General features: G+C 69.9%; 17 protein-coding genes. 2 read left to right on the top strand and 15 right to left on the bottom strand.

Going from position 1 to position 12,490, the window contains the following annotated elements; genetic code table 11:
• The first annotated feature begins 22 nt into the window (after window positions 1–22).
• Both AB0435_RS14035 and AB0435_RS14030 read left to right on the top strand, forming a co-directional pair.
• Window positions 23–517 (top strand): DUF3995 domain-containing protein, encoded by a 495-nt coding sequence (locus AB0435_RS14035; RefSeq protein ID WP_366427088.1) that lies wholly within the window; start codon window positions 23–25, stop codon window positions 515–517.
• A gap of 59 nt (window positions 518–576) precedes the next feature.
• Window positions 577–1,971: a hypothetical protein gene (locus AB0435_RS14030; RefSeq protein WP_366427087.1), complete on the top strand. Its 1,395-nt coding sequence runs from the start codon at window positions 577–579 to the stop codon at window positions 1,969–1,971.
• On the opposite strand, the gene AB0435_RS14025 is transcribed toward AB0435_RS14030, so the two are convergent.
• From AB0435_RS14025 to AB0435_RS13955, 15 genes are read right to left on the bottom strand one after another with little or no spacing between them, the layout of a single operon-like run.
• Complete coding sequence (locus tag AB0435_RS14025; RefSeq protein WP_366427086.1) at window positions 1,957–2,472, bottom strand: beta-hydroxyacyl-ACP dehydratase; 516 nt, start codon at window positions 2,470–2,472, stop codon at window positions 1,957–1,959. The two genes, AB0435_RS14030 and AB0435_RS14025, sit on opposite strands and share 15 nt — an antisense overlap.
• Complete coding sequence (locus AB0435_RS14020) at window positions 2,469–2,918, bottom strand: hypothetical protein (protein ID WP_366427085.1); 450 nt, start codon at window positions 2,916–2,918, stop codon at window positions 2,469–2,471. Before AB0435_RS14020 ends, AB0435_RS14025 begins: the two co-directional genes overlap by 4 nt.
• Window positions 2,915–3,298: a hypothetical protein gene (locus AB0435_RS14015; RefSeq protein WP_366427084.1), complete on the bottom strand. Its 384-nt coding sequence runs from the start codon at window positions 3,296–3,298 to the stop codon at window positions 2,915–2,917. Before AB0435_RS14015 ends, AB0435_RS14020 begins: the two co-directional genes overlap by 4 nt.
• Window positions 3,299–3,724: a DsrE family protein gene (locus AB0435_RS14010; protein WP_366427083.1), complete on the bottom strand. Its 426-nt coding sequence runs from the start codon at window positions 3,722–3,724 to the stop codon at window positions 3,299–3,301.
• On the bottom strand, window positions 3,715–4,050 hold the full coding sequence (locus tag AB0435_RS14005) for a hypothetical protein (protein ID WP_366427082.1): 336 nt from the start codon (window positions 4,048–4,050) through the stop codon (window positions 3,715–3,717). Before AB0435_RS14005 ends, AB0435_RS14010 begins: the two co-directional genes overlap by 10 nt.
• Window positions 4,047–4,307, bottom strand: coding sequence for an acyl carrier protein (locus AB0435_RS14000; RefSeq protein WP_366427081.1), 261 nt, complete (start codon window positions 4,305–4,307; stop codon window positions 4,047–4,049). Before AB0435_RS14000 ends, AB0435_RS14005 begins: the two co-directional genes overlap by 4 nt.
• 41 nt (window positions 4,308–4,348) lie before the next feature.
• The gene (locus AB0435_RS13995; RefSeq protein ID WP_366427080.1) at window positions 4,349–5,065 is read right to left on the bottom strand and encodes a DsbA family protein; all 717 of its coding nucleotides are present in this window, start codon (window positions 5,063–5,065) and stop codon (window positions 4,349–4,351) included.
• Window positions 5,066–5,094: 29 nt separating this feature from the next.
• Complete coding sequence (fabG, locus tag AB0435_RS13990; RefSeq protein ID WP_366427079.1) at window positions 5,095–5,841, bottom strand: 3-oxoacyl-[acyl-carrier-protein] reductase; 747 nt, start codon at window positions 5,839–5,841, stop codon at window positions 5,095–5,097.
• On the bottom strand, window positions 5,834–6,895 hold the full coding sequence (locus AB0435_RS13985; RefSeq protein WP_366427078.1) for a beta-ketoacyl synthase N-terminal-like domain-containing protein: 1,062 nt from the start codon (window positions 6,893–6,895) through the stop codon (window positions 5,834–5,836). Before AB0435_RS13985 ends, fabG begins: the two co-directional genes overlap by 8 nt.
• Window positions 6,892–7,899, bottom strand: a complete 1,008-nt coding sequence (locus tag AB0435_RS13980) for a hypothetical protein (RefSeq protein ID WP_366427077.1) — start codon at window positions 7,897–7,899, stop codon at window positions 6,892–6,894. The genes AB0435_RS13985 and AB0435_RS13980 overlap by 4 nt, the downstream gene beginning before the upstream one ends.
• Window positions 7,899–8,771, bottom strand: a complete 873-nt coding sequence (locus tag AB0435_RS13975; protein WP_366427076.1) for an alpha/beta hydrolase — start codon at window positions 8,769–8,771, stop codon at window positions 7,899–7,901. Before AB0435_RS13975 ends, AB0435_RS13980 begins: the two co-directional genes overlap by 1 nt.
• Window positions 8,768–9,766: a beta-ketoacyl synthase N-terminal-like domain-containing protein gene (locus tag AB0435_RS13970; RefSeq protein ID WP_366427075.1), complete on the bottom strand. Its 999-nt coding sequence runs from the start codon at window positions 9,764–9,766 to the stop codon at window positions 8,768–8,770. Before AB0435_RS13970 ends, AB0435_RS13975 begins: the two co-directional genes overlap by 4 nt.
• Complete coding sequence (locus tag AB0435_RS13965) at window positions 9,763–10,905, bottom strand: beta-ketoacyl synthase N-terminal-like domain-containing protein (protein WP_366427074.1); 1,143 nt, start codon at window positions 10,903–10,905, stop codon at window positions 9,763–9,765. Before AB0435_RS13965 ends, AB0435_RS13970 begins: the two co-directional genes overlap by 4 nt.
• Window positions 10,902–12,128 (bottom strand): beta-ketoacyl-[acyl-carrier-protein] synthase family protein, encoded by a 1,227-nt coding sequence (locus tag AB0435_RS13960; protein WP_366427073.1) that lies wholly within the window; start codon window positions 12,126–12,128, stop codon window positions 10,902–10,904. Before AB0435_RS13960 ends, AB0435_RS13965 begins: the two co-directional genes overlap by 4 nt.
• Before the next feature lie 25 nt (window positions 12,129–12,153).
• The gene (locus AB0435_RS13955) at window positions 12,154–12,414 is read right to left on the bottom strand and encodes an acyl carrier protein (RefSeq protein ID WP_366427072.1); all 261 of its coding nucleotides are present in this window, start codon (window positions 12,412–12,414) and stop codon (window positions 12,154–12,156) included.
• Between the last annotated feature and the right edge of the window lie 76 nt (window positions 12,415–12,490).

Below are 12,490 nucleotides of genomic sequence, written 5' to 3'. Positions count from 1 at the left end.
ATCGCAATACGGGGGTTGTGGGTTGCGGTTAGGCGGGTTACGTTGCCATGGGTATCTTGCTGCCGGTTGGGCGGTAATTTTCGCTCTTCTGCATTTCTTCTGGGCCCTCGGCGGGGAAGTGGGACTGGACGTCTCATCCGGTGAGCGACTCGCGTCCGAACGGCCGACCTGGTTCGTGGCCGGGGGACTCTGGGGCGTGGGCTGCCTGTGCCTGATCGGCTCCGTGGTCGCGCTGGGTCTGCAGCGGCGCGGTGTGCGCGGGCGCCGGTGGCGCATGCTCCGGTTGCTCGGGCTGGCGATCTGCGTACTGCTGCTGGTCCGGGGTGTTCTCATCGAGGTGCTGCTCATTGCGGGCGCCTTGACCGTCGGTGAGATCAGCGCCGCACAGAAGTTCTGGACGCTCGCGGTGTGGAACCCTTGGTTCATTCTCGGCGGAGCGCTGTTCGGGCTGGCGGCGAGAAACTTCGGCAGGGGCACGGTGGGCCGGCCGGGAGTGGGATCCGCGGTCAGGCGCTGAGCGGGCGACACGAACGAAGACCGTGGTAAATATTCGGCAATTTTGGGGGATTGTCGCCGATGGAACCTGTCAATGCATCGGAATTTGTGGAGTATCTGCGAGAACTTCGGCTGAGCGTTGGGCAGCCTTCTATGCGGCGTCTGCAGCAGTTGGGGGGGAAAACCAAGACATCGAATGGCGACGAGGTCGACGCGTTACCGCGGAGCACGGTCTCGACGATTCTGCGCGGCGACAAGCTGCCGCGATCGGAATTCGTCTCGGCGTTTGTGACGGCCTGCCTGGTGTACGGCGGGCGGCCGCCGGAGGAGGTGGCAGAGGCGACCGGTCGCTGGCTCACCCACTGGAGAGCGCTCTATGCGGCAGCGTCGAGGGAGGGCGTCGAGGGGAAGATCCCCCAGGACGATCCGGTCGCCGAGGCGCCGAGGGAGCGGAGCGTGCCCCGGCATCTCCCGCTCGACGTGCCGTTTCTGGTCGGTCGCGGTGCCGAGTTCAGGGTTGCTGACCATCTGTTCCGGAGTCAGCCCGGAGGCAGTGTCTTCCTCGTGACGGGCTCGGTCGGCGTCGGGAAGTCCGCGTTCGCGATCCGGTGGGCGCACGGCCTGATCGAGGACTTTCCGGATGGTCAGCTGTATGTGGATCTGCGGGGCGCGCACGGGCCGCTGGACAGCGAGCATGCCCTGGGCGTGCTGCTTGGCAGCTTGGGTGTGCACGAGGGCGACTGCCCGGCGGATCCGTGGCGGCGGGTGGAGCGATACCGGTCGCTGATGGCCAATCGCAGAATGCTCATCGTCCTTGACAACGCCTGCGACGTCGAGCAGGTGCGCCCGCTGCTGGCGACCGGCGAGCACTGCCGGACCATCGTCACCAGTCGCAACAGGATGTCCGGGCTGGTGGCCAGAGAGGCCGCGCAGCGGCTGGTCCTGGATGTGCTCAGCTCGGCGGCGGCGTGCACGGTGCTGAGCGCCATCATCGACAAGGCGCACTTGGTGGACGCGCGAGCCGAGCTGGAGGAACTGGGCGAACTGTGCGGGTATCTGCCGCTCGTGTTGCGGTTGGCCGCGGTGAAGTTCGCCGACCGGCCCGGGCAGGGTTTCAAGAGCTTCGTCCGCACCATGCGCGATAGCAGTCAGTTACTCTCCCTGGCACTCGACGGTGACGGCGGTAGCTCTATCCAGGCCGAACTGGAGTTCTCCTATCGAAGACTTGGTCTTGATGCGAGGCGCTACTTCCGGAAGATCGGCCTCGTCGATCAGGCAGGTTTCACTCTTGAGAGGGGAGCGGTGCTCGCCGGGATACCCCTCGCCGAGGCCGACCGGCTGACCGCGCAGCTGGAGTCGGAGCACCTGGTGGCGGAGGTCGGCGGGCGCAAGTTCACCATGCCCCGGGTGCTGCAGGCGTTTGCCCGGGCCATGGAGCGTAAGGCCGGCGAGGCCCGCACTCTAATGCTGGCGTGAAGCAGGTAGGGCGGCGGCGGATGTCGCTGCCTCGCCGGTGATCATGGCGGTCGGACGTGCTACGGCGATCAGGGATCCGACGGTGAGGAGCACCTGATCGCCGACCCGGCTCTCGCCGGTCATGAACGCGCCGTCCTCCACTAGCCGTTCGACCCATACGCGGTGCCGGATCACGTCGCCGGGGAATACGGAACCTGTGAACGCGCAGTTCCGCAGTCGGCCGACCATCGGGAGGCTGTCCTCTTCGGTGTCCGGGCCGTGGCTGCCGAGCCAGAGCAATGCTGCGGACTGCCCGAAGGATTCCAGGATCATTGACCGGGGGTAGGCGTACCGCTCGGCCGGGAGGCCGTCGGCCATGCCCTGGTAGCACGGCTCGCTGCCGGTTACGGCTTTGGTGGTCTCGATGGTGCAGCCGCGGACGAAGTCGGTGACCCGGTCCACCAGCACCATCGGATGCCGGACCGGGAGGAGCGCGAGGAGCTGTGCGTACCCGGAGTTCATGAGGTCCCTCCCCGCACGAGTTCGACGGTCATCTTCGCGACCTGATCGCCGTCGGCGCGGCGGCAGTCGAGTGCGGCCCGCAGGGCGCCCGGATGTCCGGCCGACACCCGGATCAGCAGCCGGAGTTCGTTGCCCTCAAGCATTGGCCTGAGTACTCGCGCGGAGTCGAGTGTCCCCAATTCGAGCCAGTCCTCCCCCGGGCCGCCTGGGCCGAGGTGTGCGGCGAGCGACGGGGAACGGTGGAGCTCGGCGCCGACCGCCTGCCGGATGCCGTCGAGCAGGAAGATCGCCGGGTAGAGGGTGACCGCCGGGAAGTGCCCGGCGAGGTAGGGATCGGTGGACCGCACCACCTTGTCCGCCTCGATCAGTAGCTCGTCCGCCTCGGCGCGGGCCGTGATCCGGTCGGTGCCGTCGAGCGGCCGGGCGTAGCACCGCCGCCCGCTCACAGGAACCACACCCCGGCGTATTCCCCCCAGTGAGCGGTGAGTTGAGTGGTGTCCAGCCTGGTGACGCCGGGGAGCAGGGGGGCGCGGTCCAGGCCGAAGGCCGCCAGCCCGGGCTCGTCGACGTAGACCGCCGCTCCCTTGTCCACCAGAGCGCCGATGGATCGCCGCGGATCCGCGAGAGTGTTCAGCACCGTCGGCCCCACCTGGATTTCAGGTGGCGGAGCGGCACCGGCCAGCGCGGCGGTCACGCTCGTCCCGCGCAGCACTATGTCCATGCCGCCGAGCTGGTCTCCGAGCATCTCGACGCCGTAGAGCGCGTCGAAGAACTGCGCCTCTGCGCTGCCGCGATATCCGCGGTCGATGATGACCAGGTAGGCCACCTACGCACCTCCGATGTAGATGGTCCTGTGGGCTGCGGCGATCGTCGCCGCCAGCCGGGCGTCGGAGCGCAGCCGCACCTCGGCGATGTGGCCCCGGGCACCGCGCTCCGCGCTGCACGCCGTGCAGACAATCCAGCTGAACCGGCCCTTGTAAGCGGTCAGCAGGCCCCGGATCAGCGCGCCGGCCGTCGGCGCGGGTGTCGCCGGGTCACGCAGGTCGGCGGGTTTGGTCTCGCCCAGCGAGGCCTGGGTCAGCATGGTGTTGTAGCCGCACGCCCACACCCTGATGGTGTGCTCACGCTCCAGTACGGCCTGGGCCAGCCGGAACACGGTGGTCAGGGCGTCGGTCGTGTGGGGCGGTGCGGTGAGGACGACCAGCACGTCCCAGGTGCGGCGTTCGACGGTCGCGGCCATGGTCAGTGCCACACCACCCGGGTGCCGGGCTCCAGCAGCCAGTCCGCCAGGTCGCTGATGCCGGTGGTCCGCACCCCGGGCACCAGAGGTGCGGCGTGCAGCGCCCGGTGAGCGAGGGAGAAGTCGTCGACCCAGGTCTGCCCACCGGCGCCGAGGAACTGCGGCAGCTTGGCGTTCGCCCCGCGGATCCCGAGCGCGACGCCGTCCGCGGCGAGGAACAGGCGCACCCGCTCACCGGAGCCGGCGAGCGCGGCGGCGTCGGCCAGGAAGCGCTCCGCGGTGCCGCCGGACTGGGTTTCGACGAGCAGATACTGCTCGGCCGGTCGGTCCTGTTTCACGCTGCTGGCTTCCGTAGCTTCCGGAGGAGCAGTGCGGAGATATCGGACATAGTCCGTACGTCCCCGATCTCATGCGATTCGATCTTGACCCGGTAGCGGCGCTCCAGGGTGACGGCCAGTTCCATGGCCAGGAGAGAATCGATGCCGAGGTCGCGAACGAAGTCGATCTGCGGTGTGATCGACTCTCCGTCCACCTCCAGTACATCGGCGATCATCTCGCGTAGCTCTTCAGAATCGAGTGTGGCTTCGGCAGTCATGGGAATCCTTTCCGTTGTTCGTCTCCGCGGCGGTCGCGGCGTCAGCCGCAGCCGCCCGCATGGCCGGCATCCCCGCCGGCGGGTATCGGCTCCGGCACCAGGCCCGCTTCGTCCAGCCAAGTGAGCTCGGCGTCCGGACCCGGCTTCTGGCCCCGGACCTTCACGACGTAAGCGCGCAACCGGTCGGCGCCGAAGAATTTGTCGTGGCCGTGTACGAAGAAGGGGACGCCGAACAAGCCGTCCTTGTAGGAGCGGGTCAGCACCTCGGCACCGCGGTGTCGCAGCTCCGGATCGTCCGGGGCGTCGGCGACCAAGGCGGGGTCCAGGTCGAGTTCGGCGGCGAGCTCGGCGATAACGGCCCGGTCGGTGATGTCCCGGCTCTGCTGCCAGCGGGCGCGATAGGCCAGCGCCACGTACTCCCGGCCCAGGCCGGCGTCCTCGGCCACCAGGTAGCCGAGGTGGGCGATCTCCCAGTTCGGGTCGCGGTCCACCGGCCAGGTGACGGAGAGTCCGCGGGCCTCGGCCAGGCGGCGGGTGTCCTGAAGGATGTAGAAGTTCTTCGCGCGGGACATCTCCACGATCGGCAGCCGGACGCCGTCCTTCTCCAGCAACGCCTGGGTCTGACCATCCGGTTCCCAGAACGGGATCCACTCGATCGCGTCCGCCACGTCGGGGTAGCGGTCCATCAGATCGTGATAGGCGAACCATGAGTACGGGCTGCGCAGCGAGAAGTACCAGCGAGGTGGTTTCTGGGCCATATCGGGTGGCCTCCTTTCTGGCGGGGCGCTCAGAGCGAAATGCCGCCGTCGATTTCCAGTACCGTTCCGGTGATGAAGGCCGCGCGGGGGGAGACCAGGAACGACACCAGATCCGCTACCTCCTCGGCCCGGCCCATCCGGCGCAGCGCCGTCCCCTCGACGGCCTCCTTGGCAACTGCTTCGGGCAGGACGGCGGTCATGTCGGTGTCGATGAAGCCGGGGGCGACGACGTTCGCGCGGATCCCGTACGGGCCCGCCTCCTTGGCCAGCGACCGTGTGAACCCGATGATCCCGGCCTTGGCGGCCGCGTAGTTAGTCTGCCGGGCGTGGCCCTGCACGCCGGCGACTGAGGACAAGTTGACGATCACCCCGGCCCGGCTCTTCATCATCTCGAAGATCGCGGAGCGGCAGACGTTGTACATGCCGTCGAGGTTGATATCGAGGACGGTGTGCCAGTCCTCGTCCGCCATCAGCACCAGCGCGCTGTCTCTGGTCACACCCGCGGAGGTCACCACGGCGTCGATCGGGCCGAGTTCGTCCTCCGTGCTGCGCACCCAGGCGCGTACGGCCTCGGCGTCGGTCACGTCCACCCGGGTGGCGACTGCGCGCCTGCCCAGCTCGGTGATCTCCTTCTCAAGATCCCGGGCCGGCTCCTCACCGCTGACGTAGCAGAATGCGACGTCGTAGCCGTCCTGGGTCAGGCGGCGCACGACTGCCCTGCCGATGCCGCGGGACCCGCCGCTCACCAGCGCGACCGGTGACGGGGTTTCAGGCATGGGTGCCCCCTGGTTCCTTCGCGATTCGGAATAGGGCACAGCCGAGAACGTTGTCGCGGTCGGCCGACAGCACCGCCGCGACGCGCCCGCGGGCGGCAGGGTCCCGCTCGGCTGCGGCCAGCACGGACGCGATCTGGAACGGGGCCGCCGCGGCGCCGGCGTCTCCCCAGGCCTCCTCGCCGGGCAGCGTCAGCGGGGCGTGCCCGGCGAGGAGGGCCTCGCTCTGCCCGACTGCGGGGGAGACGACCCACAGGTCCGCCGCCGAGACCCCGGCCCGCGCCAGGGCGCGGGAGAGACAGTCCGCCAGCGCGACGTCCCGCTCGTCGTCGCGGAATACCCCGAGGGTGACGCCGAGGGTTTCGGCGAGCACCGGTCGGTCCGGGGGCGCGGCGGGTTCCAGCAGCAGCAGTGAGCAGCCCTCGCCGAGCGCGGTCGGCTGGTCCGGATCGCCGACCAGGTATTCCAGCCAGGCACGGTCCTGGGTGAGTTCCTCCGCGCCACCGCAGAGCACCGAGCGCGCGTGGCCGGAGGAGAGCAGCCGGAGGGCGTAGCGCAGCGCGAACAGCCCGGCGGCTCTGCCGCCCGCGACGGTCGTGTTGGGGCCCTTGAGGTTGTGCCGGATGGCGCACTGCGCGGCGGAGCTGTTCATGATGGCGTTGGGGATCCGCGGCGTGTCGATGTGGAACGGCATCGCGCGGGTGTGCGTGTCCCGGGTGATGTCCATCATGCTTGTGCTGCTGCCGGCGGTGGTGCCGAGCACGAGCGCCGCCCGCTCACCAGCTGCGACTTCGCGGTGGCGGCTGTCGGCGCCGAGCAACTCGTCGGCCGCGGCTGCGGCCAGGGCCGAGACCCGGTCCATCGATCGGGTGCCCTTGCGCCCCAGCACCTCCTCGGTGACGAAGCCCGGCACCGGCGCGACCCGCTGCCGCGGGACGGGCCACTCCTCGGGCCGGGTCACCGCGGACGTCCCCGCCGCGACGCCGGCCGCGAAGGCCTCCCGGCCGAGGCCGAAGGGTGAGACCGCGGACCAGGCAGTGATGACGGGTGCCGTCACGACCCCTCACCGGGCAGCCCCTTGAGGGCGCGGTCGATCCGGTCGTCCCAGGCGACGACCCGTGCCTGGTTGCCGTTCTCCACAACGCCGTAGCCGTGCGTGATCACACCCGTCGCCACCTGGACCAGTCGGCCGCCCCGCACCACGTAGCAGTCCATGCGCGCGGTGTAGAGCAAGTTCTTGAAGATGCTCTCGACCGTGTAAACGGTGTAGAGGTCCTCCTCGAGCAGCGCTTCGCCGAGTATCTCGATCCGGGAGTGGGTGACCGCCGGGATCCAGTTGCGCTCAGCGAGCTGCGCTCCAATGGAGATGCCGCGGGCGTCGACGAAGCGGTGCTTGGCCTCCTCCATCTGCCGCAGATACGCCGACATGTGCATCCGACTGAAGAAGTGCACGTACGGATACGGGATGCGGAACTTCCAGCCGTAGCCGTTGCGGCCAGCCAGGAGCTGGTCCAGCACAGGGTCCCGGTCGGCCGAGCCGCCGGATGGCAGGTCCCCGCCCGTGCCCGGGACGGCCTCACCGGGTTCCGGGGTGCCGAGAGTGGCCACGGTGAAGCGGTCGAGTACAGCGGGGGCCGGCACCCGGCCCGGCAGCCGCCGGTCATCCTCGTCCCGGCGCAGCACGGCCGCCGCCGAGGCGGTAACGATCTTCTTCGGCTCGCCGTCGCGGAGCACGGTGATCGCCACCTTGAAACGGAATGCGGAGTCGTCGTCGCCCGTCACCGGCTTCACTTCGAGTGCGGCCTCGTCATCGACGAACAATCCGCCACGCAGCCGGGCATCCAGCTCAACGAGGTCGAAACCCAGACCGTACCTCTCGTAGAGCCCGCCGACCGGCAGCCCCTGCCGCCGGAAGTGCTCGATCACCGCTTTCTCGACGAGGTAGTTGACGTGCTTGAAGCCGATGTACGTGCCGATGTTCGCGCCCTCGTACCCAGACGTGAGGGAGATCGTGGTGGGTTCCGTGACCACGTTCTTGACCGCGGTGTCGATGTCAGCCATCAGATTTGCTCCACTAGCGTTGAACGGGGCCGTTCCCCGGCCGCTTCGGGGGCGGCGGGGATAAGGCGCAGGAAACCGTCGAGTGCATCGGCGAACCGCGCCGGTTGCTCGGCCATCGGGAAGTGCCCGGCCTCCTCGATCGTGTGCAGGGCAGCCGCAGGCATCCGGGTGACCAGGTCCTGTGCCTCCCCGGTCACCGCGATGCGGTCCTCGGCACCGGATACGACCAGTACGGGCGTTCGCACCGCCTTGGTACGCAGCCACGGCGTCCGGAGGTACAGCTCGAAGAACCGCGACCAGCCGTAGGGGCCGATCGTCTCGCACAGTCGCTCCGCCAGGGCGCGGTGCAGCTCCGGCTTCGACCGCGGTCCGGCCGCCACCCGGATGCCCTCCTCTATGGTGCGGACGAACTGCTCCGGCAGGCTCGTCATGGTGTCCCAGTCGAAGTCTTCGGGCCGAGGCCGGAAGAAGGGGGACACCAGTACCATCCCCTTGAGCCGGTGCCCGGTGTGCGCGGACGCACCACAGGCCAGGTCGAGCAGCAGCATGGCGGAGAAAGAGTGCGCCACCGCGACGTCGGCCGGCCCCACGGTGTCCGCCAGCTGGTCCAGCGTCTCGGCGAGCCACGAGGCGGGCTCGAGGCGGTGCGCCCAGTCGGGCGGTCCGGTGCCGCGCCAGGGCAGTTCGGCCGTGTGGATCTCGGCTCGCCGCAGCTCCGTGCGCTGCGGCGCGAGAACGAACAGCCGTTCCCAGATGGTGCTGCTGTCCGCCATGCCGTGTAGCAGGAGCACTCGGGGTCCGGCGCCGTCGCGGACCGTGCGCTGCCGGAGCAGCACGGGCCTGATGCCGTTTGTCAGGGATATCGGGTTCACGCGCAGCCCACCCCGCTCCCGGCCACCACGCCGCCCGGCGCGGTGAGGACGAGCCCAGCGACGGCGTCGTCGGTATCCGTACCCGCCACCGCGTACACCGGGCCTCTGCCGCCGACGGCGAAGTGACCCACCGCGGCGACGCACTGGAGGACTCCCAGCGCGCCCGAGGCCGGGCCCCAGCGGTCCTCGAGATCGTGCCGGGGCACGCCGGGGAGGACATCCGCCGGTGCGTGCCGCGATGCGAGCCAGGCGCGGGGGACGCCGCCGAGCACGGAGAGGCAGTCGGCCAGCCCGCCGGTGCGGACGTAGCCGTCCAGCCCGGCGAGCACCGGAGCGTCGCGCTCGGCCGCGGCCGCCGGGGACTCCAGCACGAGCGCCGCGGCGCCGTCGAGCGGATTCTCGTGCCCGGTGAGGCGGCGGACGACGTCATTGGCCGGCTCGACTCCGACCACCAGGACGTGCCGGGCGCGGTCGGCCGACAGCAGCACCGTGGCCCAGTGCACCGCATCGAGACCGGCGGTCGGGCCGTTGCACACCATCAGGTTCGGGCCGCGCAGCCCGAACCTGATCGCGACCTCGGAGGCGGTGACGTTGCTCGACAGCCGCGGCGCGTAGACCGGGCTGAGGAGTCGGGTGCCGCCGTCGGCTGCGACGGCGGTGGCGACCTCGCACACCGAGTCCAGATTGCCGAAATTCGAGCTGACGACGACCGCGACTGACTCAGGGGGCACCAGCAGCTCGGCGGCCACGGCCTGGGCGCCGCCGCCGGTGACGGCCAGCCGCGCGTCGCCGGTCATCAGCCCGGCGGCGTTCAGCGCGTCCCGTGCGGCGCAGAGCGCGAGCCGGGTCGCCTGATCCAGATAGCGCAGGCCCTTCTTGCCGATCCGGGCCGCCGGGTCGACCGGCGTCGCGCCCTCGGCGGTGTGCGTGGTGAGATCCGTGACGGCAGGCGCGCCTGGCACGGCCAGGCCCACGCCGGTGGCGACCGCGCTCATCGTCGGCCGGCCACGACTGCAACCGCGTTGACCCCGCCGAAGCCGAAGGCGTTGACCTGCGCCAGCGCCAGGTCCGCCGGTGCGGCAGCGCCCCGTACGATCCGGAACTCCCCGGCCTCCTCGATCGGTTCGTCCAGGCCGAGCGTCGGCGGGACCAGCCCGACCGCCATGGCGCGCAGCGCGACGATCAGGCTGTGCAGGCCGGAGGCTCCGGATGTGTGGCCGGTCATCGACTTGATCGCCGTCATCAGCGCCTTCTCCGGGGCGGGGCCGAACACCGCCCGGATAGCCAGGGCTTCGGCGGCGTCATTGGCATGGGTTCCGGTGCCGTGCAGCATCACCAGGCCGATGTCCTCCGGCGCGGCGTCGGCCCTGCGGTGCGCGTCGCGGATCGCGGCGGCGATGCTCCCGGCGTTGGGGGCGGTGGTGTGGTGGGCGTCGCAGTTGACGGCGACGCCGCGCACCCGGCCGGGGCCCGGGCAGCCCGGGTACTCGGTGCGGCGTAATACCACAGCCGAGGCGCCTTCGCCGAGGATCGTGCCCATCCGGTTGCGGTCGAAGGGGCGCACGGTGTCCGGTGCCACCGACTGCAGCCGGTCGGCGATCCCCACCATGCTCTCGGTGATGGCGTCGACGCCGGCCACGACCACGGTCTCGGCGCCGGCGGCCAGCAGATCGGTGCCCATCGACAGCGCGTAGAGCGACGCCGAGCAGGCATTCGAGATGGTGTGGGTCATGGTCGCACCGAAGCGCTCCCGCAGCGCGGTGCCGAAGTGCAACTCCCGGGCCGAGTACGGGACACCGCCGCGGGCCCACAGCTCGACCGAGCGCAGCTCCCGCAGCCCGGTGCCGACCAGGACCGGGATGTCTCCCAGCCGCTCGTCCAGCCCGGCTTCGGCGAGCGCCTGCGCGATCGCCTCAAGGAGGAAGGCGGTGGCCCGGCCCGGTACGTCGCTGGCGCCGCCGCGGTCGTCGATCTCGTACAGCCGGTCGCCGGTGTAGTACGAGCGCTCGAAGCCCCGCATCGGATGCAGGCCGGACGTGCCCGTGCACAGCGAATCGAAGATCTCGGCCGGGGACCGGCCGATGGCGGCCACCGCGCCGGTTCCGGCGATCGGCCAGCCTGCGTGCTCGCTCAACGGGACTCCTCGTACCGGCCCAGGACCGCGACCGCGTTGTTGCCCCCGAAGCCGAGACCGTTGTTCTGCACGATCCGCAAGTCGGCCTCGACGGCGTGATTGGGCACGCAGTCGATCCGGCACTCCGGGTCGGTGCGGTTGTGGTTGATGGTCGGCGGGATGAACCGGTGGGTGATCGCCAGCGCGCAGGCGATCGCGGCCAGCGCGCTCGCCGCGCCCATGGTGTGCCCGAGCATCGACTTGACTGACACGGCTCGCGGCGGCTGGTCGCCGTAAATCTCCCGGATCGCCTGGGACTCGGTGATGTCGTTGGCCTTCGTGCCGGTGCCGTGCGCCGAGATGAGGTCGACCTCGTGCGGCTTCACGCCCGCGTTCTCCAACGCGAGCGCCATCACCCGGGCCACGCTGGAGCGGTCCGGCGCGACCTGGTGGTAGGCGTCGCAGTTGAGGCCGTAGCCGAGCACCTCGGCGTAGATCCGGGCCCCGCGGGCGAGCGCCGATTCCAGGCCCTCCAGCACCAGTACACCGGCGCCCTCACCGGTGAGGATGCCCTTGCGGTCGATATCGAAGGGGCGGCAGCGGTCGGGGGCGATGGTGCCCAGCCGGTAGAACCCGGCGAAGGTCTTGCGGCACATGGCGTCCGCACCGCCGCAGAGAGCGAAGTCGGCATCCCCGGAGCGGACCGCGTCGTAGCCGTAGCCGATGGCGTAGTTCCCGGCGGCGCAGGCTGTGGGGATGGTCACCGCCTCCACGTCCGTAAGGCCGAGTTCCAGGGCTACGGACGAGGACAGCCGGGCGGCCCGGAGCCGACCCGCGACCCGCGGGTCCATGGCCGCGGGGCCGTGCGTCAGCTCGGTCTCCACCAGCTCGTCGAGGTCGCGCGACTCGCCGTCGGTGGTGCCGATGGAGATCAGGCCGGGCCGCTCGCGCAACGCCCAGAGGTCGAGACCCGCATCCGCGACAGCCATCCGCGCCGCCGACACCGAGAACCGGCTCGCAGGCCCCAGTGAGTCGACGGGGAGGTTCTGGATCCAGGCCTCTGCATCGAATTCGCCGAGCCCGCAGCCGGTGGAGTGCTCGAAGCCAGCGGTGTCGAACACCGTGATCGGCCGCGCGCCGCTACGTCCGGACCGCAGACCGGCGGTGAACTCCTCGACTCCGGTCCCGATGCTCGACAGGACTCCCAGCCCGGTCAGGACCACCCGCCTGTCAGGTGACGCCATCAGCTCCTCATTCTTTGTGTGGTGATTACTGTTTCGCCCAGCCCGCGGTTTCGGTGACCACGTCGTAGACGCCCTGAAGGTTCGTCATCCGGACGAGGTCGGCCTGGTCGATGACCACCCCGAACTCGCGCTCCAGCGAACCGAGGATCTCGATGGCGCGCAGCGAGTCGGCGCCGTACTCCTCATTGAACAGGCCCTCGGTTGTGACCTCTTCTTCTTCGAGCTCAAGGATTTCGCAGACGATTTCCTTAATCTTGGCGAAATTCTCGTCAGTGGTTGTTGCCACAGTCGTGACCTCTTTCTCCGGCGTACGAGTTGAGCATCGTTTCACTAGTTCAGATCTCAGGCGTGCGGGCACTGTC

Source organism: Streptomyces sp. NPDC051173 (assembly GCF_040689515.1).
GTDB lineage: Bacteria > Actinomycetota > Actinomycetes > Streptomycetales > Streptomycetaceae > Streptomyces.
This window is presented reverse-complemented; position numbering and strand designations above follow the sequence as displayed.